Origin of the sequence: Spongiactinospora sp. TRM90649 (assembly GCF_029382225.1) — a bacterium.
Lineage (GTDB): Bacteria > Actinomycetota > Actinomycetes > Streptosporangiales > Streptosporangiaceae > Spongiactinospora.
This window is the reverse complement of record NZ_JARLTC010000043.1, coordinates 1-26,681: the sequence shown is the minus strand read 5'-3', so window position 1 is coordinate 26,681 and position 26,681 is coordinate 1. Positions and strand designations below refer to the sequence as shown.

Annotated in this window: 24 protein-coding genes; 16 read left to right on the top strand and 8 right to left on the bottom strand. The window is 73.2% G+C overall.

Features of this window, described 5'->3' with window-relative positions:
* Window positions 1–44: 44 nt before the first annotated feature.
* From P3X83_RS37320 to P3X83_RS37310, 3 genes are all read left to right on the top strand, one after another.
* On the top strand, window positions 45–1,043 hold the full coding sequence (locus P3X83_RS37320; RefSeq protein WP_277310098.1) for a helix-turn-helix domain-containing protein: 999 nt from the start codon (window positions 45–47) through the stop codon (window positions 1,041–1,043).
* Window positions 1,040–1,846 (top strand): DUF1206 domain-containing protein, encoded by an 807-nt coding sequence (locus tag P3X83_RS37315; RefSeq protein WP_277310097.1) that lies wholly within the window; start codon window positions 1,040–1,042, stop codon window positions 1,844–1,846. The genes P3X83_RS37320 and P3X83_RS37315 overlap by 4 nt, the downstream gene beginning before the upstream one ends.
* 379 nt (window positions 1,847–2,225) lie before the next feature.
* Entirely contained in the window at window positions 2,226–2,987 is a 762-nt protein-coding gene (locus P3X83_RS37310) for a GH25 family lysozyme (RefSeq protein ID WP_277310096.1), read from the top strand.
* A gap of 7 nt (window positions 2,988–2,994) precedes the next feature.
* Here P3X83_RS37310 and P3X83_RS37305 read toward each other — a convergent pair whose 3' ends face one another.
* Entirely contained in the window at window positions 2,995–3,138 is a 144-nt protein-coding gene (locus tag P3X83_RS37305) for a hypothetical protein (RefSeq protein WP_277310095.1), read from the bottom strand.
* Between the two features lie 102 nt (window positions 3,139–3,240).
* Here P3X83_RS37305 and P3X83_RS37300 point away from each other — a divergent pair, with 102 nt between their 5' ends.
* Window positions 3,241–3,543, top strand: a complete 303-nt coding sequence (locus P3X83_RS37300) for a hypothetical protein (RefSeq protein WP_277310094.1) — start codon at window positions 3,241–3,243, stop codon at window positions 3,541–3,543.
* Window positions 3,544–3,607: 64 nt separating this feature from the next.
* On the opposite strand, the gene P3X83_RS37295 is transcribed toward P3X83_RS37300, so the two are convergent.
* Genes P3X83_RS37295 through P3X83_RS37285 form a run of 3 tightly spaced genes read right to left on the bottom strand, consistent with a single transcriptional unit; the run spans window position 3,608 to window position 6,385 of the window.
* Window positions 3,608–4,204 (bottom strand): GNAT family N-acetyltransferase, encoded by a 597-nt coding sequence (locus P3X83_RS37295; RefSeq protein ID WP_277310093.1) that lies wholly within the window; start codon window positions 4,202–4,204, stop codon window positions 3,608–3,610.
* Window positions 4,201–5,697 carry an APC family permease gene (locus P3X83_RS37290; protein WP_277310092.1) on the bottom strand — a complete coding sequence of 499 codons (1,497 nt, stop codon included), beginning with the start codon at window positions 5,695–5,697 and terminating at the stop codon, window positions 4,201–4,203. Before P3X83_RS37290 ends, P3X83_RS37295 begins: the two co-directional genes overlap by 4 nt.
* 55 nt (window positions 5,698–5,752) lie before the next feature.
* A complete protein-coding gene (locus tag P3X83_RS37285) occupies window positions 5,753–6,385 on the bottom strand; it encodes a GPP34 family phosphoprotein (protein WP_277310091.1) in 633 nt (210 codons plus the stop codon).
* 469 nt (window positions 6,386–6,854) lie between these two features.
* Here P3X83_RS37285 and P3X83_RS37280 point away from each other — a divergent pair, with 469 nt between their 5' ends.
* Window positions 6,855–8,234, top strand: a complete 1,380-nt coding sequence (locus P3X83_RS37280; RefSeq protein WP_277310090.1) for a S28 family serine protease — start codon at window positions 6,855–6,857, stop codon at window positions 8,232–8,234.
* A gap of 6 nt (window positions 8,235–8,240) precedes the next feature.
* Here the strand turns inward: P3X83_RS37280 and P3X83_RS37275 are convergent, their stop codons facing one another.
* The gene (locus tag P3X83_RS37275) at window positions 8,241–9,335 is read right to left on the bottom strand and encodes a C45 family autoproteolytic acyltransferase/hydolase (protein ID WP_277310089.1); all 1,095 of its coding nucleotides are present in this window, start codon (window positions 9,333–9,335) and stop codon (window positions 8,241–8,243) included.
* A gap of 115 nt (window positions 9,336–9,450) precedes the next feature.
* Between P3X83_RS37275 and P3X83_RS37270 the strand changes: the two genes are divergently transcribed.
* Window positions 9,451–9,840, top strand: a complete 390-nt coding sequence (locus P3X83_RS37270) for a rhodanese-like domain-containing protein (RefSeq protein WP_277310088.1) — start codon at window positions 9,451–9,453, stop codon at window positions 9,838–9,840.
* A gap of 10 nt (window positions 9,841–9,850) precedes the next feature.
* On the opposite strand, the gene arfB is transcribed toward P3X83_RS37270, so the two are convergent.
* The gene (arfB, locus tag P3X83_RS37265; RefSeq protein WP_277310087.1) at window positions 9,851–10,273 is read right to left on the bottom strand and encodes an alternative ribosome rescue aminoacyl-tRNA hydrolase ArfB; all 423 of its coding nucleotides are present in this window, start codon (window positions 10,271–10,273) and stop codon (window positions 9,851–9,853) included.
* A gap of 206 nt (window positions 10,274–10,479) precedes the next feature.
* On the opposite strand from arfB, the gene P3X83_RS37260 reads away from it, so the two are divergent.
* The 4 genes from P3X83_RS37260 to P3X83_RS37245 all read left to right on the top strand — a co-directional run bounded on the left by P3X83_RS37260 (window position 10,480) and on the right by P3X83_RS37245 (window position 17,811).
* On the top strand, window positions 10,480–11,340 hold the full coding sequence (locus tag P3X83_RS37260) for a hypothetical protein (protein WP_277310086.1): 861 nt from the start codon (window positions 10,480–10,482) through the stop codon (window positions 11,338–11,340).
* Window positions 11,341–11,408: 68 nt separating this feature from the next.
* Window positions 11,409–13,187, top strand: coding sequence for an HSP90 family protein (locus P3X83_RS37255; protein ID WP_277310085.1), 1,779 nt, complete (start codon window positions 11,409–11,411; stop codon window positions 13,185–13,187).
* Window positions 13,188–13,199: 12 nt separating this feature from the next.
* Complete coding sequence (locus P3X83_RS37250) at window positions 13,200–16,124, top strand: tetratricopeptide repeat protein (protein WP_277310084.1); 2,925 nt, start codon at window positions 13,200–13,202, stop codon at window positions 16,122–16,124.
* Between the two features lie 166 nt (window positions 16,125–16,290).
* Entirely contained in the window at window positions 16,291–17,811 is a 1,521-nt protein-coding gene (locus tag P3X83_RS37245) for an alkaline phosphatase D family protein (RefSeq protein WP_277310083.1), read from the top strand.
* A gap of 123 nt (window positions 17,812–17,934) precedes the next feature.
* On the opposite strand, the gene P3X83_RS37240 is transcribed toward P3X83_RS37245, so the two are convergent.
* Entirely contained in the window at window positions 17,935–19,521 is a 1,587-nt protein-coding gene (locus tag P3X83_RS37240) for an FG-GAP and VCBS repeat-containing protein (RefSeq protein WP_277310082.1), read from the bottom strand.
* Between the two features lie 163 nt (window positions 19,522–19,684).
* On the opposite strand from P3X83_RS37240, the gene P3X83_RS37235 reads away from it, so the two are divergent.
* A complete protein-coding gene (locus P3X83_RS37235) occupies window positions 19,685–20,878 on the top strand; it encodes a cytochrome P450 (protein WP_277310174.1) in 1,194 nt (397 codons plus the stop codon).
* On the opposite strand, the gene P3X83_RS37230 is transcribed toward P3X83_RS37235, so the two are convergent.
* A complete protein-coding gene (locus P3X83_RS37230; RefSeq protein WP_277310081.1) occupies window positions 20,868–22,403 on the bottom strand; it encodes an MFS transporter in 1,536 nt (511 codons plus the stop codon). The genes P3X83_RS37235 and P3X83_RS37230 overlap by 11 nt on opposite strands.
* A gap of 80 nt (window positions 22,404–22,483) precedes the next feature.
* Between P3X83_RS37230 and P3X83_RS37225 the strand changes: the two genes are divergently transcribed.
* The 5 genes from P3X83_RS37225 to P3X83_RS37205 form a co-directional block, all read left to right on the top strand.
* Complete coding sequence (locus P3X83_RS37225) at window positions 22,484–23,074, top strand: RNA polymerase sigma factor (protein WP_277310080.1); 591 nt, start codon at window positions 22,484–22,486, stop codon at window positions 23,072–23,074.
* Window positions 23,071–23,901, top strand: a complete 831-nt coding sequence (locus P3X83_RS37220; RefSeq protein WP_277310079.1) for a zf-HC2 domain-containing protein — start codon at window positions 23,071–23,073, stop codon at window positions 23,899–23,901. The genes P3X83_RS37225 and P3X83_RS37220 overlap by 4 nt, the downstream gene beginning before the upstream one ends.
* Entirely contained in the window at window positions 23,886–24,746 is an 861-nt protein-coding gene (locus P3X83_RS37215) for an ABC transporter ATP-binding protein (RefSeq protein ID WP_277310078.1), read from the top strand. Before P3X83_RS37220 ends, P3X83_RS37215 begins: the two co-directional genes overlap by 16 nt.
* Window positions 24,743–26,266: a hypothetical protein gene (locus P3X83_RS37210; RefSeq protein WP_277310077.1), complete on the top strand. Its 1,524-nt coding sequence runs from the start codon at window positions 24,743–24,745 to the stop codon at window positions 26,264–26,266. Before P3X83_RS37215 ends, P3X83_RS37210 begins: the two co-directional genes overlap by 4 nt.
* Window positions 26,263–26,681 (top strand): hypothetical protein (locus tag P3X83_RS37205; protein ID WP_277310076.1); only part of this gene is annotated, 419 nt, incomplete at its 3' end. The genes P3X83_RS37210 and P3X83_RS37205, both read left to right, overlap by 4 nt.

The following is a 26,681-nucleotide window of genomic DNA, read 5'->3' as shown; positions in this document are numbered from 1 at the left end:
TGCGCTGTCACCTGCCATGCCCTGTAACGAGGGAGGATGTCGAGATGGCGGTCGCCGTGATCTCTCGGGCCACCACCGAGACCGTCGAGCCCACCGAGCGCATCGGGTTCTGGGAGGACTACAACCGCAAGGCCCTCGTCGGCCTGTCGTGCACGTCGTACTCCGACCGGGGCCTGCTCGCCAGGCAGACCAACTTCCAGGTGGACGGCGTCCGGCTCGCCGAGATCGCCGGCAACGCCCACGTGGTGGAGCGCACCCCGCAGAAGGCCAGATCCGCGCCCAAGGACTCGGTGTTCGCCACCCTGCTGCTCAAGGGGGAGGCGGTGTTCCTGCACGAGCACGGGTGTCTGGCGGTCAACCCGGGGGACCTGGTGGTGTACGACACACGCCGGCCGTACCTGTTCGGGTTCTCCTCCGACATGCGGCAGATCCTGGTGGACATCCCGCGTGAGGTGTTCGCCAGGACCTGCCTGGCCGGGAACATGCCCGCGCCGATGCACTTCGGCCGCGGCGCGGCCCACGAGGGCACACTCCTGTCGGCGCTGCGCGCGCTGCTGGGCGGCGTGCTCACCCCGCACGGCGCCGCCTCCCCGCCGGTACCGCTGCCGGGGGCGGGCGGCCTGCGCCCGGGCGGCGCGGACGCGATCCTGGACCTGATCCGCCTGCTCGCCCTCGACCGTGCGGGCGACGGCGCGATCGCCACCGGCCTGCTCAGCCAGTTGATCATCGCCGAGGACTACATCGAGCGCCACCTGCACGACCCCTGCCTGACGGCCGGGCGAGTCGCGTCGGTCATGGGCATCTCGGCCCGCCACCTCAGCCGGGTCTTCGAGCCCTCGGGCACCACGCCCTCGCGGTTCATCCTGCAGCGCCGCCTGGAACGGGCCCGCCACCAGCTCGCCGACTCCGCCGCCCGCGAGCTGACCATCGCCGACATCGCCTACCGCTTGGGCTTCTCCAGCCAGGCCCACTTCGCCAGGGTCTTTCGCGCCCAGTTCGGGCGGACACCCAGTGAGGAGCGCTCGGCGGGAGCCGGCGCGTGACCGGCGTGGACCGGGCGCGCGCCGCCGCCGAACGGGCCGCCGACCACCCCGCCCTGGATCGCGCCGCCCGCGCCGGGCTGGCCTGCCGGGGCGTCCTCTACGCGCTGATCGGCGTCCTGGCGCTGCGCATCGCCTTCGGCGACGGGGAACAGGAGGCCGACAAGGGAGGCGCGATCTCCGCCGTGGCGGGGCTGCCGCTGGGCTCGGTGCTGCTGTGGGCCATGGTCGCCGGATTCGCGGGCCTCGGCGTGTGGCAGGCGTCGGAGGCGCTGGTGGGGCGGGGGGAGACCACCGAACGGGTCAAGTCCGCCGGGCGGGTCGTCATCTACGTCTTCGTCGTCACCACACTGCTGAGCATGCTCCTGGCCGGGAAGACGACCTCAGAGGACCAGAAGTCCCGTGACCTGGCGGGGTTCCTCCTCGACCTGCCGGGTGGCCCGTTCATCGTCGGCGCCGTGGGCGTCGGCGTCATCGCCATGGGTGTGTACTGGCTTCACGCCGGCCTCACCCGGCGGTTCCACCGCGAGCTGGAGCGCGGCAGGATGTCCGGCCGCGCCCGCTCCATCATGGAGAAGCTCGGCATCGCCGGGCACGTCGCGCGCGGCATGATCGCCGGCGCCGCCGGGTACTTCGTCGTGCGGGCCGCGTTCGAGCACGATCCTGGCGACGCCAAGGGCATCGACGCCACCCTGCGCTCTTTCGCCGACACACCGGCGGGCCCCTGGCTGCTCGCCGTCGTCGCCTCCGGCCTGGTGCTGTTCGCGCTCTACTGCCTCGGAGAGGTCCGCTGGCGCCGCACCTGAGCGCGCGAACGTAAAATCGAGACATGCGCAGGCCCGTGTTCGCAGGGGAATACGTTAACCGGGCCTGACGGAGACTTGCCTGGTCAGAGGCGGTCGCCTACCGTTGTTGACGTAATCGGAAACGCGGGACCAACTCCGTTCCGCGCGGCCCCCAGGGCCGGGGATTCCCTTCATCAGGTGAACCAAGAGCCACGCCGTCGTGGCCCGCCGGGCGCTCTCTCCGCCCGCCGCCCCGCCCTCGTCCGAGTCCACCGCGGGCATCCCGCGCGCGGGCCTGTCGCGTGGCCCCGGCCTATCCCCTCTGGCCGGGGCCCCCAGGCTCCAGCGTGAGAAAGTCACAGCCGGTTGCCGGTGCCCCATGTTCCCCTGGAGTAGCAGCATGCCCCGTAACATCACCGCACGTCTCGGTACGACCCTGCGCACCACCACCGTGGCCGGCCTGCTGGCCGCCGTCACCGCCACCACGGGCGCCGCCCTCGCGGCGGGCCAGGCGCACGCGGCCACCGGCCCGGACAAGGCCAGGACCGCCCCCGCCGCCGCCCAGGTCCAGCCCGCGGCGCTCACCTACGGCCAGGACGTCTCGGCCTACCAGGCCGAGCACGACTGGAACGCGAGCCCCGCCGGGTTCGGCATCGTCAAGGCCACCGAGGGCCTGACCTTCAAGGACGGCTCGTTCGCCCGCCACTGGGGCGAGCTGAACAAGAAGGGCATCGTGCGCGGCGCCTACCACTACGGTCACCCCGGCAACGCCCCCGTCGCCGAGGCCGAGCACTTCCTGTCCGTGGTGAACGGACAGCCGGGCAAGGCCGGCGACCTGATGGTTCTGGACCTTGAGACGACGGACGGCAAGTCCGCGGCCGAGGTCAACGCCTGGGCCAAGAGCTGGCTGTCGCACGTGAAGACCAAGACCGGTGTCGCCCCGATGTTCTACAGCGGCTGGGACTTCGCCGACACCCACGGCGCGGGCCTCTCCGAGTACCCCCTGTGGGTGGCCCACTACGGCAAGGCCCAGGGCGCCGTGAAGCCCCCGGCCGACTGGAAGACCTGGACCATCCACCAGTACTCCGACAAGCCGATCGACCAGAACGTCTCCAACCTGACCCCCGACCGGCTCCGTTCCCTCGGCCGCCCGGCCGCCTGACGAACGGTCAGGCGAACACGACGCCCGCCCGCGCGCCCTCGCGCGGGCGGGCGTTCGCGTGTTCCGGCAAATCCGCCAACTCATCGGTGAAGCTCTCATATCCGTATCTGCCCAGGGCTTTGGGCATTGCCATGCCTTCGCGGCTCGGCACGGCGCAAAGTTTGCCGGTCCTTGGTGTGCCGATCCCGCGTGACCGCCCACGGCATCACCACCATGAGATCCGTCCCACAGCACTTCGGTGAGGAGAATTCTCATGATCAAACGCGTGATGCTGGTGCTCGCGGCCCCGGTGATGTTCGGCGCCGCCCTGGTCACCGCGACCCCGGCGGCGGCCACCGTGCCCGACGCCCCGATCGAGTGCCGACTGGAGCCGGTGCGCAACGGCCGCGCCTCGCTCGTCCAGTGCCGCGAGCACGGGGCCTACGTGCACTGGGTGCAGTGCAAGCAGTACGGCAGCAGGGCCACCGAGGACATCGTCAGGGAGTTCGTCGGCACCCGCAGCGTGATCTCCTGCGAGCCGGGCAGCCGCGTGGTGTCCCACTCCATCGGCGGCTGAGGCCCCTGAGGCGTGCAGGCGCCGCCTCCCGCACGGCCATTGCGGGAGGCGGCGCCTTCGTGTGTCAGGGAGGCGAGCCCGCCGGCCGCCACATCGGCCAGAACGGCGTGCCGTCCGGCAGGTGGAACGGCGCGCGGGGCAGATAGCCATGGCGGCAGTAAAGGCTCCTGCTGCGCAGGCCGCTGGCCTCCAGGTAGGCGGGCACGCGCGGATCGAGCCGCGCGTGGTGATGCCGCAGCAGCGTGCTGCCCAGCCCCCGGTTCTGCCAAGAGGGGTGGACGGCCAGGAACGCCAGATGGTGGTAGGGCTCGGCGGGATGATGCTTCTCGAACAGGGTGTCCAGGACGCGGAAGCGTTCGGTCCACTCGCCGCACGCGGCAACCAGGCGGCGGTCGTAGTCAGGCGGCTCCGGGAGGGGCACCGTGTGCGGGAACCACACGGCGGTCGCGGCGATGCCGGGGCCGTCCCTGATGACGTCGATCTCCCCGTGGTGCAGCGCGTGGTCCACGAAGATCCGGAAGTTGGCCGTCATGACGTCGTGGCGGGCCGTGGGCGGCGGCACCAGGAAGGCCGTCGCCGCCAGCGGCGCGAACGCGGTGGCGATCAGGTCCGCGACGTGCCCGGCCTCCGTCTCGGCGGCCCCCCGGACGGCGGGCGTCATCGCCGGCCGCCATGGGCCGAGGGCGTCGCGGTGACGGCCCTGGCGCCCATGCCGATCCGCTCGTAGACCGCCGGCCGCCCGCTGCGCAGGACCAGCGCCCAGAGCAGCCCGAGGACCACGGCCACCGCGTATATCGAGGGCAGGATCCACCGCAGCGGCGACTCGGGCGGCACGCCCAGCAGCGTCGAGAAGTTGGCCAGCGCCAGGATCACCATCGTGGCGAGCGCGAACGTGGCGATCACCGGGGCGACCACGCGCCGCCAGCGGCTCTCCGCGCCGGGATCGCGGGCGAAGTACGCGATGACCGAGACGGACGTGGCCGTGATCAGCAGCAGGATGCCGAAGCCGCCGAAGGTGCCGCCGTAGAAGAACAGGTTGACCAGCGGGTCCAGGCCCAGCGAGGCGAAGATCACGATCACGATGACGCCGAGCGCGCTCTGCGTGAGCGAGCCGACTTTCGGCGCCCCGGTGCGCGGCCCGGTGCGCCCGAACGCGCCCGGCAGCACCCGCTCGCGCCCGAGCGCGAAGAAGTACCGCGCGGTGGTGTTGTGGAAGGAGATCATCGCGGCGAGCAGGCTGGTCACGAACAGCACCCGGGCGATCTCCACCACCGTGCCGCCCAGGTGCCCCTCGGCCAGAATGAAGATCGTCTCGGCCTGGCCTTCGCGGGCGAGCCGCACCACGTCGCCCGGCCCGGCGGCCACGGTGAGCGCCCAGGACGACAGCGCGTACAGCACGGCGATGATGCCCACGGACGCGTACGTCGCGGCCGGGACGGTACGCCGGGGGTCGCGGCTCTCCTCGGAGAACACCACGGAGGACTCGAAGCCCACGAAGCCGGTGGTGGCGATGACCAGCAGCGCGCCCGCGCCGGGGGCGAGCAGCTCGCCCGGCGACAGCGCCGCCATGGAGATCGCGCCGCCCGCGGGGTTGAGCAGGTCGGCGGCGTCGAACAGCAGGATGACCGCGACCTCGGCGGTGAGCAGCACAGCGAGCAGCCGGCCGTTCACGTCCACCCGCATCAGCCCGAGTACGGCCACCAGCAGCCAGGACACCAGGGCGAGCACCCACCAGGGCACGGACAGCCCGGCCCACTGCTGCACCAGCGGGACCGTCGCCGCCCCGAACGCGCCGTACAGGCCGACCTGGAGGGCGTTGTAGGCGATCAGCGCGATCCAGGCCGCCGCGATGCCCGACGGACGTCCCAGCCCGCGCGTCACATACGCGTAGAAGGCCCCGGCGTTGGCGATGCGCCGTCCCATCGCCACATAACCGACGGAGAACAGCGCCAGGACGGCGCCGACCGCGAGGAACGCGATGGGCAGGCCGGTGATGCCGGTCACGGCGTACGCCGTGGTGACCACACCGGCCACGACGGTGAGCGGCGCGGCCGCGGACAGTACGAAGTAGACGACCGAGGGCGCGCCGAGGCGGTCGGCGGCGAGGGCTCCCTCGATCGCGTCCGGCCCCGAGCCGGATTGCTGGGTGAGCATCGCGTTCCCTTCTGGGCGTGTCCCCGGGAGGGCGGAGACTGCCGGATATGTGATCTCAGCCGCGGTACGCGAGTACCGCGTCGCCGACCGCCGCGTGCACGTGCCGGGTCAGGTCGGTGAGCTGGGGGGGAGTGGCGGCCAGCACCGCCGTCAGGTAGCGGCGCGCGGTGGACCGCTCGGCCGGATCGGGCACCACGGTCTCCAGCAGGCCGCAGGCGTCCACCAGCGCCGCCATGGCCATGTCCGACGGCGTCATCCGCCGCCCCTTGACCAGCGCCGACTGCAACCGGATGGTGGGCCAGGTGGCCTTCCCGAAGTCGCGCGAGTAGTACCGGCCGCGCCTGCGCCACGGCGCCCTGGGCGGCTCGTGTTCCACCAGGCCGCTCCTGATCAGGCGCTCGGCGACGCTGGGCACGGCGTCGCGGGCCAGGTAGGCCAGCCAGGTGCGCACGTCGGTGTGCTGCGGGGCCTCCCTGATCTCGGCGAGGACCCCGTCGGAGAGGCGGTCGGCCACGTGGTGGCGCGCCGTGGGCGCCAGGGTCGGGCCGTGCACCGTGAGCCGGTTCTGCAGGACCAGTTCGCCGATCAGCCCGCCCGCCAGCCCGAGACCGATGGCCTGGGCGCTCAGCCGGGGTTTGCCTGACCGGGTGGTGTCCCACGCGATCAGGAAGAATTCGTCAGCGAGCATACGCGTCACCTCGGGGGAGAGCCCGCAAGAGGTTCAGTGCAGTCACTATTCGCCCTTAACGGAGAACCGGTTTGCGGAGGTTTACCGCGGCGGATTTGTTCGGCGGCGCGGAATGACTTGTATCAAAGATCTCGGTCGCCGGGCTAGCCCTTGAGTTCGATGAATTCCAGGAAATGACGATATTTACAGCTAAACGCAGGTTCTCTGTCTGATGTGGTGAGACGGGTCCTGGTGTGGTGACCAGGCCGTTCGGGTGGCCGGGCTGGACGCGGGGCGTGATTCCGGGGCGCGCGGCGGGCTCATCCGGGAGGCCCGGGCGCACCGGGCGTAGTGGTTTCGACACAATGGGCCGTCAACGCACCGGTGGCGCGATGTTATGCAATGGCGTTATGGGAAATCGGGTATTAACGCGAGCATGATCGCGGTATAGCGTCGGGGGCTCAGGATCCCCTTCTAGGAGGCGCATACCGTGCGAATCCGGTTCCTGGCCGCGTTGACATCACTGGTCGCCGCGGCCTCCCTCACCCTCCATGTTGCGCGACCGGCCGTAGGCGACGACCTGCTGGAACGCCTCAAGGCCATTCCGGGGCTGACGGTGGTGTCGGAGACCCAGCCGCCGGGATACCGGTTCTTCGTGCTCAGCTACACCCAGCCCGCCGACCACAGGCGTCCCAAGGGCGCGACCTTCCAGCAGCGGCTCACCCTGCTGCACCGGTCGGTGGACGCGCCGGTCGTCCTCTACACCGGCGGCTACGGCCTGGCGGCGAACCCGGTGCCCAGCCGTACCGAGCCGACCGCTCTGACCGGCGGCAACCAGGTCTCCGTCGAGCACCGGTTCTTCCGCTCCTCTCGGCCCGCGCCCGCCGACTGGCGCGACCTGCGGATCTGGCAGGAGGCCACCGACGAGCACCGGATCGTCCAGGCGCTCAAGACGATCTACGACGGCAACTGGATCCAGACCGGCGCGAGCAAGGGCGGCATGACGTCGGTGTACCACCGGCGCTTCTACCCGGGCGACGTGGACGGCGTGGTCGCCTACGTGGCGCCGAACGACCGGGTCAACCCGCGGGACCGCGCCTACGACCGGTTCTTCGCCACGGTCGGCGACCAGGCGTGCCGTACCGCCCTAGAGGACGTGCAGCGGGAGGCGCTCAAGCGGCGCGCCCGCCTGGTGCCCATGCTGGAGGCCGCCGCCGCGCGCGACGGCAGCACGTTCACCGCCACCCTCGGCACCGCCGACCGGTCGTTCGAGATGACCGTCCTGGACACGGCCTGGGCGTTCTGGCAGTTCATGTCGGCGGCGGACTGCCCGTCGGTGCCCAAGAAGACCGCCACGGACGAGGAGCTGTACGCCTGGATCGACGCCGTCGCGTCCTTCGCCTTCTACACGGACCAGGGCCTGGAGTACTACACGCCGTACTACTACCAGGCGGCCACCCAGCTCGGCTGGCCCGACCTCGCCTTCGAGCACCTGCGCGGCCTCACCAGGTACCGGGGCCTCTACCAGCCCAACTCGGTGATCCCCGCGGAGCTGCGCTCCCGGCACGACCCGGCGCCGATGCTGGACGTCGACCACTGGGTCCGCACCGGGTCCGAGCGGATGCTGTTCATCTACGGGGAGAACGACCCGTGGGGCGCCGAGCGCTTCGCCCCCAGCCGCAGGGACTCCGCGCTGTACGTCGCCCCCGGCTCCAACCACGGGGCGAACATCTCGCGGCTGGCCGAGGCCGACCGGGCGCGGGCGACGGCCACCCTGCTGCGCTGGGCGGGCGTTCCCGACACCAGGGGCATCGAGCGGTCGCCCGGCCTGCCCGACGACGACATGCTGCCGGACCGCCGGACCCGCTGAGGCGGGTCACCCGGCGGCGTGGAAGGTCAGCTCCGGCGAGAGCAGCGCCGTGCCGCCGGGACCGTCGCCCAGGTGGAAGCGCGCCGTGATGGTCCGCGCGGCCACGTCGTGGACGGTGCGCCACAGCGTGCGCGAGGGCTCGTCGGCGAAGGCCGGTACGGCGACGGCGTCCAGCGCCCCGCTCAGGTCGCCTGGCGACATCGGCAGCCGTGCGGTTCGCCGGGCGAGCCTGCGGAAGCGGGCGAACGTGCCGGCTGTCTCGGGTGTGCCGGGAGGCAGATCCGACGCGCGCGGATACCGGTGCAGCGGATGGTTGGTGAGGCGGAGCGGTTCGCCGGGCGCCTGGACGAGGTGCTCGGCGCCGTCCGCCCCGCGTTCCCAGACGAACGCCTGCCCCGAGGCGTCGGCGACCAGGTAGTGGCACGGCACGCCGTGGTCGTACTGCTTGGCGCCGAGCAGCGCCTGTGTGGCCTGCTCGACGTTCTCGCAGGTGTCGAGCAGGAAGCGGGGCACCTGCGTGACGCTGAGCCCGGCCTGCGGGCGGCGCGGCGCGGGGGAGGGCGCGCCCCGGGTCACGTCGCCGGGCAGCAGGATCACGGCCAGGCCCCGCTCGTTGACGCCCTCGGTGCAGCCGTCCAGCTCGGACATCGTGATCACGGCGCTGGCCAGGCCGTCGTCGGGGACGGTCGTGATGACGTACGGCTGGACCGCGGTCCCGCCCGGGACGGCGCGGTCGTGGTTGCCCGCGAGCCTGCCCCGCCCGTCGGTGCTCCGCCCCGGCGGGCACCAGACCGCCGAGCAGCCGGGGTCCACCGGCAGGGCGCGGATGCCGTCCAGCGCGGCGGTGTCGTCGTCGGGGGCGAGCCCGAAGGCGGCGGCCACCCCCGACATCCGGGCGTGCTGTTGCGGCCAGTTGCGCTCGAACCAGGTCCACCGCGCCCGGTTGACCACGGGATCCACCATGGCGGGCACCCAGTCGGCCGCCATCCGGGCCTCGTCGGCGAGCGCCCGGCCGATCGCGATGTCGTCGCCCCGCACGACGAGGTGGCGGACCGTCATGAACGAATGGCGGCCACCGGCCACGATGGAGATCCGATTCATGCCGCCGAGCCTCGCCCGCCCCGCTGACCGCCCGCGCACCGCCCGCTGACGGCCCCGGCGCGTCGTGCCGGGCCGCGCCGGCCGCGCTCGGGTCTAATCGGCGGAGGGGGATTCCATGACGAGACGGACGATCGACGACGTGCTGGCCGCCGCCAGAGCACGGCTGTCCAGGCTGACGCCGGAAGAGGCGGCGGCGGCGATGACGCGGGGCGGCCTGCTGGTCGACACCCGCCCGGCCGGGCAGCGCGAGGAGGGCGGCGAGGTGCCGGGCGCGGTGGTCATCGACCGCAACGTCCTGGAATGGCGTCTCGACCCCGCCTCGCCCCATCGGCTGCCCGTGGCCCGCGACCACGCCCTGCGGATCATCGTGATGTGCCGCCAGGGCTACAGCTCCAGCCTGGCCGCCGCGTCGCTGCAGGACCTCGGCCTGCGCCACGCCACGGACATGACGGGCGGTTTCGACGCCTGGGCTGCGGCGGGCCTGCCGGTGCGTCGCCCGCGCTGAGCCCGAGGGCTCAGTCGAAGGTGCGGCGGAGGCGCTTGAGGTCGGAGTGGCGCTTCTTGGCGGCGATCCGGCGTTCGACGGAGGCGCGGCCGGGCTTGGTGGCGCGGCGGGCCTTGGGCGGTGGCGCGGTCGCGTCGAGGAGCATCCGGGCCAGGCGGTCGCGCGCGGCCTCGCGGTTGCGCAGCTGGGAGCGGTACTCGGAGGCGGCGATCGTCACGACCCCGTCGCACAGGCGCGGGCCGAGGCGTTCCAGGGCGCGGGACTTCATCGCGTGCGGGATGGCGCGCGTGGCCGCGAGGTCGAAGGTGAGCTCGACACGGCTGTCCGTGGTGTTGACGCCCTGTCCTCCCGGGCCTGAGGAGCGCGAGAAGCGCCAGCGCAGCTCGGCCTCCGGGATGACGACCGAGGCGCGTACGGCGAGCGGGCCGGACATGATCCGCGGCTCCTTCCATGGACGGTGTGGGTTCGGGCCGATAAGCAGCTTACCCATGACCCCTGATGGGTGATCAAATGGTTAAGTTCGCTCACTTGTGGTCGCGGCCGGAGTCCGGCATCGTATCGGCTGGCTTGCTAACCGTATAATTCTTGACTTTTGTGGCCGAAGATTTCACGGCCCAGGATTTCACGGGAGGAAGCGTCGTGGCCGTGATCGTCGGAGTGCACGGAATCGGGAAGTACCACTACTACGCGGACGCCGGAAACTCCGCGGCCAAGGCCGCGGAGGCGATTCGCGGCAAATGGAACGGATATCTGCACTCCGGTCTGACCGGAGGCGGGAGGCACTCCGGCCAGAGCTACATAACCGAGATGGCCTACTACGCCCATCACCTCGCCCCGCCGCCGGGGCGCGAGCCCGTCTCGCGGCGGGCGCGCGCGGCCCAGGTCATGGACGCCGAGGCCCAGCGGGTCTTCTTCGACTGGGCGACCCAGCTCGAAGGGGTCAGGGAGGCGGCGGGAGAGTCGCTGACGGGCGCGCTGAAACGGGCCACCGAGTGGCTGCTCGGCCGCCTGGAGGAACGCGCCGTGTCCTTCGCCACCATGTTCTGCCCGGAGGTGGCGGTCTACCTGGAGAGCGTGGCCAGCCCGGCCCGCGCGCGGGCCCGCGAGGCGGTGGCCGAGACCATCCGCCGCAACCGCCCCAAGGTGGTGATCGCCCACTCGCTGGGCAGCGTGGTCACCTACGAGACCCTGCACGCCTACCCCGACCTGCGGGTGGACCTGCTGATCACGCTCGGCAGCCCGCTGGGCATGCGAAACGTGGTCTTCGAGCGCCTGATGCCCGCTCCGGCGGGCGGCTGGGGCGTGCGTCCGAAGGGCGTGCGGCGCTGGGTGAACATCGCCGACAAGGACGACATCGCCGCCATCCCGCCCGCGTTACGCGGCTGCTTCACCGGGGTCGATCACGACGGTCTCGTCAACCTCGACTGGATCGACTTTCACACGGTCCGGAAGTACCTCGGCTGCGGGGCGCTGAACCCCTTCCTGGGGCCGTACCTGTAAACCGATCCGACAGCGTCGGTCCGGGCCGCTAGGGTGATTCCCCATCGTCGTTGAACGAGGGGAATCGGGTGGAAAGCGCCTTTCAAGTAGACCTGCGGGGAGTTGTAGACCTGCTGAGCAGGCACCTTTACTCCAGCCCCCGGGTCTACGTCCGCGAGCTGCTGCAGAACGCCGTCGACGCGATCACCGCGCGCCAGGCCGCGGACCCCGGGGCCCCGGCCCGAATCGACCTGGAAATCGCCCCAGGCGGGCCGCTGCGCGTCCACGACACCGGCATCGGGCTCACCGAGCAGGAGGTCCACACCCTGCTCGCCACGATCGGCCGTTCCTCCAAGCGCGACGAGCTGGGCTTCGCCCGGCACGAGTTCCTCGGCCAGTTCGGCATCGGCCTGCTGTCCGGCTTCCTGGTCGCCGACGCGATCGAGGTGGTGACCCGCTCGGCCACCGGAGGCCCCACCGTCCGCTGGACCGGCTTCGCCGACGGCCGCTACCGCGTCGAGCAGGCCTCCGAGGAGCGGGCCGAGCCCGGCACCACCGTGACCCTGAGCCCGCGCGCCGACGCCGGGGAATGGGTCGGCGAGCGCACGGTCACCGAACTGGCCACCCTGTACGGCTCGCTGCTGCCCGTCGAGGTCCACGTCGCCGGACGGCGGATCAGCGGCGACGGCCCGCCCTGGACCGCCCGCCACGCCACCCCCGACGCGCGCCGCGCCGCGCTGACCGCCTACGGCGCGGAGGCCTTCGGCTTCTCCGCCTTCGACGTGGTCGATCTGAACGTGCCGGAGGCCGGGCTCACGGGCGTCGCGTTCATCCTGCCCACCCCCGCCAACCCGGCCGTGCGCTCCTCCCACCGGGTCTACCTCAAGCGGATGCTGCTCGCCGAGGGCACCGAGGGCCTGCTGCCCGAATGGGCCTTCTTCGCCCGCTGCGTCGTGGACGCCGGCGAACTGCGCCCGACCGCCAGCCGCGAGGCGCTCTACGACGACGACCTCCTTGAGCACACGCGCGACGCCCTCGGCACCAGCCTGCGCGCCTGGCTGGTCACCCTGGCCGAGACCGACCCGGCCCGGCTGCGCGCCTTCCTGCGCCTGCACCACCTCGGGGTCAAGGCGCTGGCCCTGCACGACGACGACATGCTCCGCCTGGTGGACCGCTGGCTGGAGTTCGAGACCAGCGACGGGCCGATGACCCTGGCCCAGTTCCGCGTGCGCCACCCGCAGGGCCGCTACACCTCGGGGGTCGACGAGTTCCGCCAGCTCTCCGGCGTCGCGGGCGCCCAGGGCGTCGGCCTGGTCAACGCCGGATACGTCTACGACAGCGAGATCCTGTCGCGCCTGCCCAGGCTCGACCCGGAGATCCGGCTGCGCCCGCTCGACCCCGCCGAGCTGGCCACCCGGCTCGCCCCCGTCGACCCGCACACCGAGCTGTCCGCCCGCCCCTTCCTGGTGGCCGCCGCCGGTGCGCTGGACGCGCTCGGCTGCGAGGTCGTGCTGCGCGAGTTCGACCCCGCCTCGCTGCCCGCGCTCTACCTGACCAGCAGGGCCGCCCAGCACCAGGCCGAGCTGCGCGAGGCCCGTGAGGACAGCGACGGACTGTGGGCCGACGTGCTCGGCGCGATCGAGAACGTGGTCGCCGCCGACCGCCCCCGGCTGGTCCTGAACCACCGCAACCCGCTGGTGCGGCGGATCGTCACGCTCCCCGACGCCTCACTCGCCGCCACCGCGGTCGAGGCGTTGTACGGCATGGCGCTGCTGCACGGCCGTCATCCGCTCAGGGCGGCGGACACGGCCTCGCTCAACCGATCGTTCCTGGGCCTGCTCGACTGGGCCGTCCTCGGCAAGGAGTAGAAGGGAGCAGGCGTGGCCGTCGAAGACAGCGAGGTGCTCGCGCTGATCAAGCGCGCGACCGACATGCCGTACGGGCAGGCCAAGACGGTGCTGCTGGAGCGGGCGCTGGCGCTGGCCGAGGGGGCCCGTGCGCGTGACGTCGTCTTCCAGGTGCGGCTGAGCCTCACCGAGGCGTACCAGTACGGCGCGGAACCGGCCAAGAGCTTCACCACCTTCAGCCGCTGCCTGGCCGAGTACGACGCCGAGCCCGGCAGGTTCGGCGAGTGGGAGACCTACAACCTGCTCTGGCAGTTCAAGTGGATCATCAGCGACATGACCCGCTTCCCCGAGATCCCGCTGCGCCGCGCCCAGGACGCCCTGGCCGAGATGGAGCGCCGCTACCAGGAGTCGGGGTTCGGCCTGCACGCCGTGTACGCCCAGCGGTGCTACCTGGCCCAGCACATCGGCGACCAGGCGGCGGCCGACGAGTGGTTCCACCGGTGGGTGACCACGCCCCGCGACGCGCTGTCGGACTGTGAGGGCTGCGACCCCAGCGGCAAGGTGTGGCACCTGGCGTGGATGGGACGCGACGAGGAGGCCGTCGAACTGGCCGCGCCCGTCGTCGCGGGCGACCTGACCTGCCACGTCCAGCCGCAGGGCATCCTGACCAGGCTGCTGCTGCCGTACCTGCGCACCGAGCGTTTCGCGGAGGCGGTGGGCGCGCACCGCCGGGCCTACCGCATCGTCACCGGCGACGCCAACTACGTGGACGACTTCGGCGACCACATCGAGTTCTGCGCGCTGACCGGCAACGAGGCGCGCGGCCTGGAGATCCTGCAGCGGGAGTCGCCGCTGCTGGACCGCGCGGCGAGCCCGCGCGCCGCGATGCGCTTCGCCTCGGCGGCCGGGCTGCTGATGCGCAGGCTGGAGGAGATCGGCCACGGCGACGCCGTGGTGCGGCGGCCGGACGGCGACCTCACCGTGCACGAGCTGCGTCCTCGGATGGAGGCCACCGCACGCGACCTGGCGGCCAGGTTCGACGCCCGCAACGGCACGGCCGAGCAGTCGCGGCGGGTGGAGGAGACGCTCACCGCCGCGCCGATGATCGACCATCTGCCGCTCACCCCGCACGCGCGCCGCGTCACGGTGCCGCCGCCCGCGCCGCCGGCCGTCGCCGTACCGGAGCGGGCGACCCCCGGCGAACTGCTCGACCTCGCCGAACGGGCCTGGGACGAAGCCGACTTCGGCGCGGCGCTGGCCGCCTGGGGCCGCTTCGACGAGCTGTACGAGCAGGCCGGGCCCGAAGGCGTCACGGAGGTCGAGCGCGCCCGCCGCGCCGACGGCCGCGGCCTGGCGATGGTGCACGACGACCCGGCCGGTGCCGCAGCCGAGTGGGAGCGGGCCGCGCTCGCCTACGAGGCCGCAGGCGACGAGGTCCGGCGTCAGGTGGCCCTGGGCCGCCTGGCCCTGCTGCGCCTCACCCAGGACGAGGACGGCCACTGGATCGCCGTGGCCGAGGCGTCCGCCGCCCACCTGTCCGGCCACGGCACGCCCGCCCAGGCCACGGCGGCGGCCGGACGGCTCGCACAGGCCTACCGCCAGGCGGGCCGGGTGGACGACGCGATCAGCCTGCTCGAACGGCACACCGAGACCGCCCCCGACCCGGGCTGGCCCCTGCTGCGCCTGGCCGAGATCCTCGCCGAGGACCCGGCCAAGTGGACCATCGCCACCGCCACGGCCGCCCGCGCCCGCGAGGCCCTCCGCCCCTCCGGCGGTATCCGCCTGGCCACAGCCTGCCTCCTCCACGCCCGACTCCTCCGAGAGGGCGCCTACCACCCCACCGACCCCCCCAACGAGGAGCCCACCCCCACCATCGATCCCCGCCCCTTCGGCGCCCCCGGTGTTCTCGGCGATTCTGGCGATTCCCACAGCCCCGGTGAAGTCGCGGGTGAGGCCGATGGGGAGGGTGGGGCCTTCGCCAGGTCGGTCTTCGGGGAGCGGTTGGCGTCTGCCGTCTCCGCGTATGGGGAGGCGTTGGCGACCGCGCCTCGGGCCGATGTCGCGTTGCGGGCGTTCGCGCATGCGGGGCGGGGGGAGGCGTTGCTCGGTGTCGATCGTTCCGTTGAGGCGGCCGACGACTTGATCGAGGCCGTGGCCGCGCTGACCTCGATCGGGGCGACCGAGCAGGCCGCCGCCGTCCGCGTGGACCTCTGCCGGGCCTACCTGGCGATCGGCCGTCCCCTCGACGCCGCGGAGGCGGCCGAGGAGGCCCTGGCCATGCTGCCCGAGGGGCAGACCGACGAACGCCTCACCGCCCGGTGGGTGCGCGCCGACGCCCAGCGCGACCTCGCGGACGCGGGCGAGATGGGCGACCGCGAGGCGGCGCTGGCCGACTACGCCGCCGTGGAGGCGGAACTGCTGGCCAGGGGGCGGCGGATCGAGGCGGCCGGGGTGACCGAGGCGATCGGCCACGTGCTGATGGGGCTGAACCGGCACGAAGAGGCTGCCGAGGCCTATGCCAAGGCCGCTGCCGCCCACGAAGACGACCCGCTGAACGCCGCGCGCCTGCTGCGCCGCAAGGGCATGGCCGTCTACCAGATCGACGGCGCCGAGGAACGCGCGCTGGAGATCTTCGCCACGGCCCGCGCCGCGCTGGCCGGCCTGCCCACCGCGTATCCGGCCGTGGTGTGGGAGACGTGCCGGATCGGCTTCGAGGAGGCCAGGGCGCTGGACTGGCTGGGCAGGTGGGAGTCCGCGCTGCGGCGGTGCGCGGAGATCGCCGAGGGTTTCACCGCCATCGGCGCGGAGGACGCGGCCCGCGAGGCCGGTGAGCTGGCCGACCACATCCGGCTCCGGATGGCGGAGGAGCAAGAGGACGACGGCGAGTTCGACGAGTTCGATCAGCCGGACACGGAGGATTCCGGCGATTCCGGCGGCACGAACCGCACCTTCGCCTGACCGTGGCCGGATCGTCGTCCCTCGTTGGAGGTGGGTTCAGCGACGGCGGGTAATCCGATTGCCTGTGCAACCGCTGTTCACTTCACCTTGAAGCGCAGGTCACGGCCGGGCTATCCCGATCTTCTGCACTTGGGGTGTGGAGCGGAAACCGTCACGCAGAGTGTTCATGTCCGCGGCCGCCGCCGGAGCGGGCGGCCTGATCCTGCCCGTCGCGACCGGCGCTCCCGCCGCCGCGCGGTCCCGCGCCCTGGCGCGGGACCCGTTCACCCTCGGAGTCGCCTCGGGCGACCCGGCCCCCGACGGATTCGTGCTGTGGACCCGGCTGGCCCTCGACCCGCTCGGCGGGGACGGCCGGGGCGGCATGCCGTCTCGCGACGTGGAGGTCCGCTGGCAGGTGGCCGAGGACGAGCGGTTCGCCAAGGTGGTCCGCTCCGGCACCGAGACCGCGTCGCCCCGCGACGCGCACAGCGTGCACGTGGAACCGGTGGGGCTGCGGCCGGGCCGTGAGTACTTCTACCGGTTCCGGGTGGACGGGCACGTGTCGCGGACCGGCCGCACCCGGACGGCCCCCGCCGGGGAGTCCCCGCTCACCTTCGTGGTGGCCGCCTGCGCCCACTACGAGCACGGCTACTACACCGCCTATCGCAGGCTCGCCGAGCAGGACCCCGACCTGGTCGTTCACCTGGGCGACTACATGTACGAGTACGGCCCCGACGGTTACAAGGCCATCGAGGGCCGGGTGCGGCGGCACACCGAGGGCACCTGCCGGACCATCGCCGACTACCGGATGCGGCACGCGCAGTACAAGAGCGACGCCGATCTGCAGGAGGCGCACGCGGTCGCGCCGTGGCTGGTCGCCTTCGACGACCACGAGGTGGAGAACAACTGGGCGGGCAAGGTGTCGAGCACCGCCGATGCCGGGTTCGCCCGCCGCAAGGCCGACGCCTTCCGCGCCTACTACGAGAACATGCCGCTGCGCCGGACCAGCGTCACCGGGGGCGCGTCGATCCGCGTCCACCGCAGGGTGGAGTGGGGCCGCGCGGCCCGTTTCCACCTGCTCGACACCCGCCAGTTCCGCGACGACCAGGCCTGCGCCGACGGCCTGCGCTCCGGCTGCGACGAGCGCCTCGCCGGGGGCCGCACCCTGCTCGGCGACGACCAGCGCGCCTGGCTCCTGGACGGCCTGCGCCGCTCGCCCGCCCGCTGGAACCTGATCGGCCAGCAGGTCCTGATGGCCCAGCGGGACTGGAAGCCCGGCCCCGGCAAGGAACTGAGCATGGACTCCTGGGACGGCTACGCAGCCGACCGCACCCGCCTGCTCAACGGCCTGCTCACCTCGGGAGCCGCCAACCCGGTGGTGCTCACCGGAGACGCCCACATGCACCACGCGGCCGACCTGCGCCCCGACTTCGACGACCCGGACTCGCCCAAGGCCGCCGTGGAACTGGTGACCTCCAGCGTCGCCAGCGACGGCGACGGCTACCGCGACCAGGCACGCGTGGACGAGATCGTGGCGGAGAACCCGCACATCTCCTACCTCGACCAGCGGCGGGGCTACATCGTCTGCCGCCTGTCGGCGCGGGAACTGCGGGCCGATTTCCGCACCCTGGACTACATCTCGCGGCGCGGCGCGCCCGCGAAGACCTCGTTCAGTCTCACCGTGCCCGCGGACGACGACCGGGCCTGACCCGGCGCCGCGTCAGGCGGACAGCCAGCCGATGAGCACGCTCAGACCACTCGTCGCGACCAGTGCGAGGATCAGCACCAGCACCACGATGCGCTGCTTGGAACCCGACATCATGGCTTCAGACTACCCAGCCCCGGAGCGTCCCGCCGCCAGCGCGTAGCCGTACAGGTCGCGGGACGCCCCCTCGGGCAGGGGCCGCAGCCCTCCGGCGCGCACTCCGGTGGACGCGTCCTCGCCGCGCCGGCCGCGCCCGCCCGGCACCAGGGTCAGCCGCCCGGTGCCGGGGGAGGCCACCACGAGGTCGAACCGAGCGCCCTTACCGCCTTTGCTGCCTTTACCGTCTTTACCTGCTTTGCCGTTCTTGGCCGCCTCGCGCGCCGGGACCATCGCCAGGGCCGACCCGAAACCGCCGCCCCCGCCCTTGATCAGCACGTCGCCGGCCTTGGTCAGGCCGCCCGAGCGGGTCCCCGCGATCACCTGGACCGCGTTCTCGCCGGGCACGCCGATCGCCAGCTCGGCGTCGCCGTCTCCGTCGAGGTCGGCCGCGGCCAGCGCGGCGCCGAAGCGGTCGAAGTAGCGCGGCTTGCCGTCCAGGGTGTTCTGCGACCAGGACTCGGTCGTGGCGGGGCGCAGCCCGCCCGCCGAGCCGTAGATCGTGTGCACGGTGCCGTCGCCGTAGTCCATGGCCCGCTGGTTGCCGGTCAGGCCCTCGCCGGGCACGCCGATCGCCAGGTCGTCGCGGCCGTCGGCGTTGAAGTCGGCGGCGGCCAGCGCGGCTCCGAAGCCGTCCCACTTCTCCGCCGCGCCGGTTATCCCCGGCGTGCTCTGGGTGAGCGTGGTGGCCCGGCGACGCCGGGGATCGACGATCGTGACCGAGCCCTGCCCGTCCTTGAGCACGGTGTCGCCCGGCGCGCCGACCGCGACCTCCGCCCGGCCGTCGCCGTCGAAGTCGCCCGCGGCGACGGCCGCGCCGAACTGGTCGGTGGGCAGCGCCCGCTGGCCCACCCACCGGGTGCGCTGGGTGAACAGGTACGGTTCGCGGCCTTTCATCCCGTAGATGCCGACCGCGCCTCCCACGCCCTGGCCGGGGGCGCCGATGACCAGTTCGTCGTCGCCGTCTCCGTCGAGGTCCGCGGCGGCCAGGGCGGCGCCGAACCGGCCCGCGCCGCGCGTTCCGCCGAAGTCGGTGACGTCGATCTCCGCGCCGGGCCGCAGGCCGTCCGGCGAGCCGTGGTAGATCCGGACCACGCCCTCGCCGTCGGCGCCGGGCACGCGCTTGCCCGCGAACTCCTCCGACGCGCCGACCGCGAGGTCGGCGCACGAGTCGCCGTCGAAGTCGCCGGTGGCGAGGGCCGAGCCGAACGCGTCGCCCAGTTCGGCCTCGCCGGGAGGCTGGGTCAGGTCCTCGGCGGCGCGCTCGCCGTACAGGACGCGAACCGAGCCGGCCCGCGCCCGGCCGTGCGCCGACGCGTACGGCGCGGCCACCGCCAGCTCGGCGCGCCCGTCGCCGTCGAAGTCGGAAGGAGAGGACGGCCGTCCCTCAGGACAGGCCGCGTTTGTGTGCGGCTGTGCCCCGGCGGGGACGGCGGCGGCCACCGGCCGGGCCCGGGGACCCGGGGCGTCCGGCGTGACGGGAACGGCGGTGGTCAGGCACGCGGCCGTCGCCGCGGCCAGCAGGGCGGCGCCCGCACGGGCCTTGGGGAGGCTCATACCGACGATGGTTTCCGGGAAACCGGACACCTGGCCCACAACAACATGAAATCCCCGTTACGGTCCGGGGTCACCTCGGACCGCTGTACCGACGTGTCAGGATAAGACGGTGACAACAGCGGTTGCCCCCTCCACCGACCTGGCCGACCTGTCCTTCTGGCGCATGCCGCCCGCCGCCCGCCATGAGGCCTTCGCCCGGCTGCGGCAGCGGGAACACCCCGTGTTCTTCGCCGAACGCCGGGTGCCCCTCCTCCGATCGGGGGGCGGCTTCTACGCCCTGGTCCGGCACGCCGACGTCGTCGAGGCCAGCCGCAACGCCAAGGTGTTCTCCAGCGAACCGGCCGTGACCAACCCCGAGCCGCCGGGCTGGGTCAAGCACGTCTTCGGCGAGTCCATGGTCAACATGGACGACCCCCGCCACGCCCGGCTGCGCCGCATCGTCTCGCGGGCCTTCAGTCCCAAGATGCTCTCCGGCCTGCAGGGCGACATCGAGCGCGCGGCCACGGGAATCGTGGACGACGTGCTCGCCGAGGGGCCGCGTGACTTCGTCTCCCAGGTGGCCGCCCGCCTGCCGATCCACGTCATCTGCGACATGATGGGCATCCCCGGCGACATGCGGGCGAAGGTCCACGATCACGTGGACGTCTCCACCGCCTACACCGGGGTGCGTCCCAGCCTGGTCCGCTCGATGCGGATGGCGGGCCGAAACATGGCCGCCCTGCTCGCGCTGCAACGGCTGGTGATCAAGCTGGGCCGGGAACGCGCCGACGCCCCGCAGGGCGACCTGGTCTCCGCGCTGGTCACCGCCAACGTGGACGGCGAGCGGCTGACCTGGCGGGAGCTGGGCTCGTTCTTCGCGCTGCTGCTGGTCGCCGGCAACGAGACCGCCCGCAACACCATGGCGCACGGCGTCAAGCTGCTCACCGACCACCCCGAGCAGCGCGAGCTGCTGGTGAGCGACTTCGACGCCCACATCGGCGGCGCGATCGAGGAGATGGTCCGCTACGTCTCGCCGATCATGCAGTTCCGCCGCACCGTGACGCAGGACTACGACCTGCGCGGGCTGCACTTGAAGCCGGGCGACAAGGTCGTGCTGTTCTACGGCTCGGCCAACCGCGACGAGACCGTGTTCCCCGACGCGGGCCGGTTCGACATCACCCGCAAGCCCAACCCGCACGTCGGCTTCGGCGGGCCCGGCCCGCACTTCTGCCTGGGCGCCAACCTGGCCAGGCAGGAGATCCGCACGATGTTCCGCGAGCTGCTGACCCGCCTGCCCGGCCTGCGGGCCACCGGGGAGCCCGAGCTGCTGCTGTCCAACTTCGACAACAGCGTGCGCTCCCAGGGCTTCAGCTTCTAGCCGGCGACCGCTTCTCGCAGTCCTCCTCGATCGGCGGCGCGTCCACCGGGCAGTAGGTGCGCCGCTCCGGCTCGTGCCGTTCGGGGTCGGCCAGCACGTTGCCCCGGATGAACAGGAAGGTGATCAGGCTCGCCGCGGCCATCAGGGCGGCGCAGCTGAGCATGCTGGCGTGGAATCCGGCGGTGAAGTCGCTTGGATCGGTGTAGGACGCGCCGGTGAGCCCCACCAGCGGCGGGATCGCGGCCACGGCCAGCAGGCCGCCGGTCCGCGCCACCGCGTTGTTGACGCCGCTCGCCACGCCCGCGTACCGCTCCTCTGCCGAGGCGAGCACGGTCGCGGTGAGCGGGGCGACGGTCGCCGCCAGCCCCAGCCCGAAGAGGGCCACGGCGGGCAGCACGTCCACCCAGTACGACGCGCCGGCCCCCACCCGGCTGAGCAGCAGCAGCGCCCCGGCGCAGACGAGCGTGCCCAGCGTCATCGGCGTGCGCGGACCGATCCGCTTGGCCAGTTCGCCCGCCGGGGCCGAAAGCAGCAGCATCAGCACCGTCAGCGGCAGCATCGACGTGCCCGCCTCGATCGGGCTGAACCCGGAGGACACCTGGAGCTGCACCACGAGGATGAACGTCAGCACGCCCATCGCCGCGTACATCACCAGAGTGACGACGTTGACCGAGGTGAACACCCGGGAGGCGAAGATCCCCACGGGCACCAGCGCGCGCGGCGAGCGGTGGATCTCCAGCCAGACGAAGGCCGCGCCGAGCGCGATGCCCGCGATCAGGGCCACCTTCCCGGTGCCGGGCTCGATCAGCCCGTAGGTCACCCCGGCCAGCGCCAGCGCGGCCAGGGCCGCCCCCAGCACGTCGAAATGGCCGCCCGCGCCGGGGTCGCGGGTCTCCGGCACGTGTCTGACCGCGACCAGCACCACGACCACCGCCACCGGCAGGTTGATCAGGAACACCCACCGCCAGCCCACCGACTCCACCAGCCAGCCGCCGAGCAGCGGCCCCACGGCCGCCGCCACGCCGCCCAGGCCGGACCACGCGCCCACGGCCTTCGGCCGGTCGCTCCTGGCGAAGGACGCCTGGATGATCGCGAGTGAGCCCGGGGTGAGCAGCGCGCCGCCGACGCCCTGCAGGGCGCGGGCGCCGATCAGCACCTCGATGTTCGGCGCCAGTCCGCAGGCCGCCGAGGCGGCGGCGAACCAGACCACGCCGATGAGGAAGATCTTCCGCCTGCCGTACCGGTCGCCGAGCGAGCCGCCGAGCAGGATCAGCCCGGCCAGGGTGAGGGTGTAGGCGTTCACCGTCCACTGCAGCCCGGCCATGTCGGCGTGCAGTCCTCTGCCGAGCGTCGGCAGCGCGACGTTCACCACCGTGCTGTCCAGCAGCGCCATGCCGGAGGCGAGGACCGTGGTGAACAGCACCCATCGGCCCGCGGACGTGCCCAGACTGATGTGGCGGTCTCCGGTGTCGCGCGTGGGAGGACTCTCGGGCCGGCCCGCGCGTTCGTCGCGCCGCTCGTTCATAGGGCCATCATCGCCGTTCGGGTCGCCCGTTACTCCTCGACGGGAAACCGCAAACCGGTTGTGTCGCGATAAACCGGAATGTGCGAAGAATCTTCGGCAGAAGGCGGGAACCGTCCCCGGTCGGCGAGGAGAGCGACGACGCCGCCCTCCTCGCGGCGGTGGCCGAGGGGAACGTGACGGCGCTGCGCGTGCTGCACGACCGGCACGCGCCGTGGCTGCGGATCCGGCTGGCCCGGCGCTGCGCCGACCCCGACGTGGTGGCCGACGCCCTGCAGGACACGTTCGTGGCCGTCTGGCGCGGCGCGGCCGGGCGGTTCCGCGCGCCACCCGGCGGCGGGGACGCGGCGGCATGGCTCTGGACGATCGCCGTGCGGCGGCTGATCTCCACGCTGCGCGGGCGCGGCCACCGATGGATCGGCGACGGCGCGGAACCGGGGGAGCGGCACGCGATCACCGAGTCGGCGGAGGACGTCGTGCTGCTCGGGGTCGAGCACGGCGACCTCGGCGCGGCGATCGCCCGGCTTTCGCCGGAGCTGCGCGCCGCCGTCCAGGCGACCGTGCTCGACGGGCTGACCACGCGGGAGGCCGCGCGGCTGCTCGGCGTGCCCGAAGGCACCGTCAAGACCCGCGTACGGCGGGCGAAGGCCCGGCTGAGGGAGGAGCTGTCATGAGCTGGCATGTGCCGCCGGAACTGATGGAGCGCTACGCCACGGGCGGGCTCGCCCCGGCGCAGGTGATGTCGGTGGAGGCTCACGTGGCCGGATGCGCGCGCTGCCGGGCGGCTGCGCCCCGCCCTCCGGAGTGGATGGCCCGGAGCTGGGAACGGCTGCGCGAGGAGGTGGACCGGCCCAGGACCCGCCTGGCCGAGCGGCTCCTGCAACGCCTGGGCGTACCCGGCCACCTGGCCAGGCTGCTCACCGCCACCCCGGCGCTGAGCCGTGCGTGGCTGTCGGCCGTGACCTTCGTGCTGGCGCTCGCCGCGGTGGCCGGGCGGTTCCAGCCGATCGACGCCCAGGCCCTGCTGGGGTTCCTGGTCGCCGCCCCGGTGCTCCCCGTCGCCGGTATCGCGCTGGCCTACGGCAGGCACGTGGACCCCGCCCACGAGCTGCAGGCGGCCACCCCGATGGCGGGCCCCAGGCTGCTCCTGCTGCGCGCGGGCGCGGTGCTCGTCACCGCGATCGCGATGACCGGGGCCGCCACGCCGCTGCTCCCCGGCAGCACGGGGGCCGCCGTCGCCTGGCTGCTGCCCGCGCTGGCGCTCAGCCTGACCACGCTGGTCCTGTCGGCCCGGCTGCCCATCGCGACGGCCGCGGGCTTTCCCGGCGCGGTGTGGCTCGCGGTGGTGATCCCGATCGTGGTGGCCGGCGAGGACCGCTTCCTGCCCTTCGCCCCGGCGGCGCAGCTCGGCTACGGCACGGCCGCCGCCTTCCTCGCCCTGTTCGTATACCTGCGGCGCGGCCGCCTGAGCCATGGAGAGACGCGTTGGACGCGACAGTGAGCGTGCACGGCCTCGGCAAGGACTACGGAAGGACCCGCGTGCTCGACGGCGTGGACTTCACCATCGGGCCGGGGGTCACCGGCCTGCTCGGCCCGAACGGCGCGGGCAAGACCACCCTGCTCCGCTGCCTGGCGACCACCCTGGCCCCGGACGCGGGCGCCGTCCGGGTGCTCGGCCGCGACCCGGCCGACCGGGCGCAGCGGATCGAGATCCGGCGGCGGCTCGGCTACCTCCCGCAGGATCCCGGGCACTACCCGCACTTCACCGCGTTCGAGCTGGTGGACTACGTGGCGATCCTGAAGGAGATCACCGACCGGCGGACCCGCCACCGTGAGGTCAGGCGAGTGCTGGCCGAGGTGGACCTGTCCGACCGCTCGCAGGTCAAGGTCCGCAAGCTGTCCGGCGGGATGCGGCAGCGGCTGGCCTTCGCGCAGGCCCTGCTCGGCGAGCCCGAGGTGCTGATCCTCGACGAGCCCACGGTGGGGCTCGACCCCGAGCAGCGGATGCGGTTCCGCGCGCTGGTGTCCCGGCTGGGCGAGGGCCGGACCGTGCTGCTGTCCACACACCAGACGGAGGACGTCGCGGCGCTGTGCGAGCGGGTCGTGGTGATGCACCGCGGCCGGGTGCTCTTCGAGGGCGCGCCGAAGGACATCGCCTCGGCGGCCGAAGGGCAGGTGTGGCTGTCGGCCGACCCGCCGACCGGCGACGCCCGGCTGTTCTGGCGGACCGCCGACGGCCGTTATCGGACGCTCGGCGAGCCGCCGCCCGGCGCGTCGGCGGCCGAGCCGTCCGTGGAGGACGGCTACCTGCTGCTGCTCGGGGAGCGCGCGGAGGTGACGGCGTGACGACGCTCACCTCGTCACCGCCCGCGGCGGCGGTCCCGACCCGCCCGGCACGCGTATGGGCGGCGCTGTTCGTCTTCGAGGTCGGCCGGATGCTGCGCAACCCGGCGCTGTGGACGGCGGCCCTCGCCGTACTCGCCCTGCGGACCTACCTGACCTGGGGCTACCTGACGGACCTTGAGGTGGAGCCGATCGTCACCGGCGGTACGGCGCTGCTGATCTCCGCCACGGCACTGATCCTGGGCGACCTGGCGGGGACCCGCGACCGGCGCGGCGGCCTGCCGGAGACCCTCGGCGCGGTTCCCGGATCACCGGCGGCGCGCACACTCGCGGCCGCCCTGGCCGCCGGCGCCGCCGGGACGCTGGTGACCGGGCTCGTCGTCGGCGTGCACCTACTGGCCAGGACGCTGTCGGCCACGCCGGTGGCGGGACGCCTGGACCCCTTCGAGGTGCTCGGCGCGATGGCCGTGACGGCGCTTTTCGGGGTGCTGGGCGTCGCGCTGGGGCGCTGGATCCCCTCGCTGGTCGCCGGTCCGCTCGCGCTGGCGGTCCTGGGATATCTGTCGCTGTTCGGCGTCTCGCTCGGATTCGCCGCATGGCTGGCGCCTGTGATGGCCTACCACAGCCCCGAGTGGGGGGAGCGCCCGTCGGGGGCGCACTTCGCCTACGTCGTGGCGCTCGCCGTGCTCGCCGGGGTGCTGGCCCTGCTGCGGCACGGGCTCCGGCCGCTTCCGGTGGTCGCGGGGGTGGCGGCGCTGGCCGTCGCCGTACCGGCCGGGGCGGTGTCCGTGCGCGACAGCCCGAAGGCCCCTTGGACGGGAGCCGATGGGGCGGGGCGGAGAAACAGCGCGCCCGGGTACGCGTACGCGGACCAAGTGTGCGAGAAGCCGGGCCTGGTGGACGTGTGCGCCTTTTCCGACTACCGGGCCTGGATCCCGGAATGGGCGGGCGCGGTGGAGCCGGTGGCCGCCGCCGTGCCGCACGGGGCCAGGCAGGCCGTACCGGTCGTCCGGCAGGAGACGCTGAGCGAGCCGTACGGGGGTGATGACCCGAGGGCGAGTGTGCGGGTCTACATGACCTTGTCCGCGGCCGGTGCCGCCCAGCCGCATCGGGCCTATCTCGCCGGGATCACCGCCGCCACGATCGTCGGGCTGCGCGACGGACGGCCGGGGCGTCGCTGGTCCGCGGAGGGGAACGGCTGTGACGCCAGGGGACAGGCCCGGACCGTGGTCGCGCTGTGGCTCGCCGGGAGATCGGCCCCGCTGCTGCCCACCGGCCCGGTGCAGGTATGGCTCGGCCAGGGCACCGCGCGGGCCTTCTCCCAGCTCGGCGGCTCCCGCTACGGCGACGCCGAGGCCGGGTACGCCCGCAGGCTGCTCGAACGCCCCGACGCGCGGGAACGGGTGTGGGCCAACTGGGACCGCTTGACCCGCCCGCAGACCACCCTCCGCGAGGCCCTGCCGCTCCTCGGCCTGCGCGAGGAGTTCCCCGCCGGACGACCGGAGGCACGGCCGTGCGCATGAGAGTCGTGGTCTCGCTGCTGTGGCCGCTGGCGCGGGCCGTCGACTGGCTTCCGGTGGCGCTGGCGGTCCCGGCGGGGCTGGCCCTGGTCTCGCTGGTGTCGCCGGGGAAGGACCTGGATCCGGTGAACGCCTCCCTGGTGCTGCGCGCCGTGGCGCTGCTGATGGCGTCGGCCGGAGGGTTCGCGCTGGTCGACGCGATGGGAAGGAGCACCGGGGCGCTCCCGGTGCCCCGCTGGGCGCGGCAGTGGGCGCGCACCGGCATGGTCCTCGCCGCGCTGGCGGCGGGCTGGGGCGCGATGATCGCGGTGGCCGTCGCGCGGTCGCCGGACGGCGTGCGGCTGCCGGTCGGCGGGCTGAGCCTGGAGGCGGCGGTCTGCGCGCTCACCGGCCTCGCCGCCGCCGGGCTCGCGGTGCG

What these genes read in the sequence shown, in the direction of transcription:
- P3X83_RS37320 (WP_277310098.1), top strand. Translation starts at nt 45, where the DNA reads ATGGCGGTCGCCGTGATCTCTCGGGCCACCACCGAGACCGTCGAGCCC.
- P3X83_RS37310 (WP_277310096.1), top strand. Translation starts at nt 2,226, where the DNA reads ATGCCCCGTAACATCACCGCACGTCTCGGTACGACCCTGCGCACCACC.
- P3X83_RS37300 (WP_277310094.1), top strand. Translation starts at nt 3,241, where the DNA reads ATGATCAAACGCGTGATGCTGGTGCTCGCGGCCCCGGTGATGTTCGGC.
- P3X83_RS37295 (WP_277310093.1), bottom strand. Translation starts at nt 4,204, where the DNA reads ATGACGCCCGCCGTCCGGGGGGCCGCCGAGACGGAGGCCGGGCACGTC.
- P3X83_RS37290 (WP_277310092.1), bottom strand. Translation starts at nt 5,697, where the DNA reads ATGCTCACCCAGCAATCCGGCTCGGGGCCGGACGCGATCGAGGGAGCC.
- P3X83_RS37285 (WP_277310091.1), bottom strand. Translation starts at nt 6,385, where the DNA reads ATGCTCGCTGACGAATTCTTCCTGATCGCGTGGGACACCACCCGGTCA.
- P3X83_RS37275 (WP_277310089.1), bottom strand. Translation starts at nt 9,335, where the DNA reads ATGAATCGGATCTCCATCGTGGCCGGTGGCCGCCATTCGTTCATGACG.
- P3X83_RS37270 (WP_277310088.1), top strand. Translation starts at nt 9,451, where the DNA reads ATGACGAGACGGACGATCGACGACGTGCTGGCCGCCGCCAGAGCACGG.
- arfB (WP_277310087.1), bottom strand. Translation starts at nt 10,273, where the DNA reads ATGTCCGGCCCGCTCGCCGTACGCGCCTCGGTCGTCATCCCGGAGGCC.
- P3X83_RS37245 (WP_277310083.1), top strand. Translation starts at nt 16,291, where the DNA reads ATGTCCGCGGCCGCCGCCGGAGCGGGCGGCCTGATCCTGCCCGTCGCG.
- P3X83_RS37240 (WP_277310082.1), bottom strand. Translation starts at nt 19,521, where the DNA reads ATGAGCCTCCCCAAGGCCCGTGCGGGCGCCGCCCTGCTGGCCGCGGCG.
- P3X83_RS37235 (WP_277310174.1), top strand. Translation starts at nt 19,685, where the DNA reads ATGCCGCCCGCCGCCCGCCATGAGGCCTTCGCCCGGCTGCGGCAGCGG.
- P3X83_RS37230 (WP_277310081.1), bottom strand. Translation starts at nt 22,403, where the DNA reads ATGAACGAGCGGCGCGACGAACGCGCGGGCCGGCCCGAGAGTCCTCCC.
- P3X83_RS37220 (WP_277310079.1), top strand. Translation starts at nt 23,071, where the DNA reads ATGAGCTGGCATGTGCCGCCGGAACTGATGGAGCGCTACGCCACGGGC.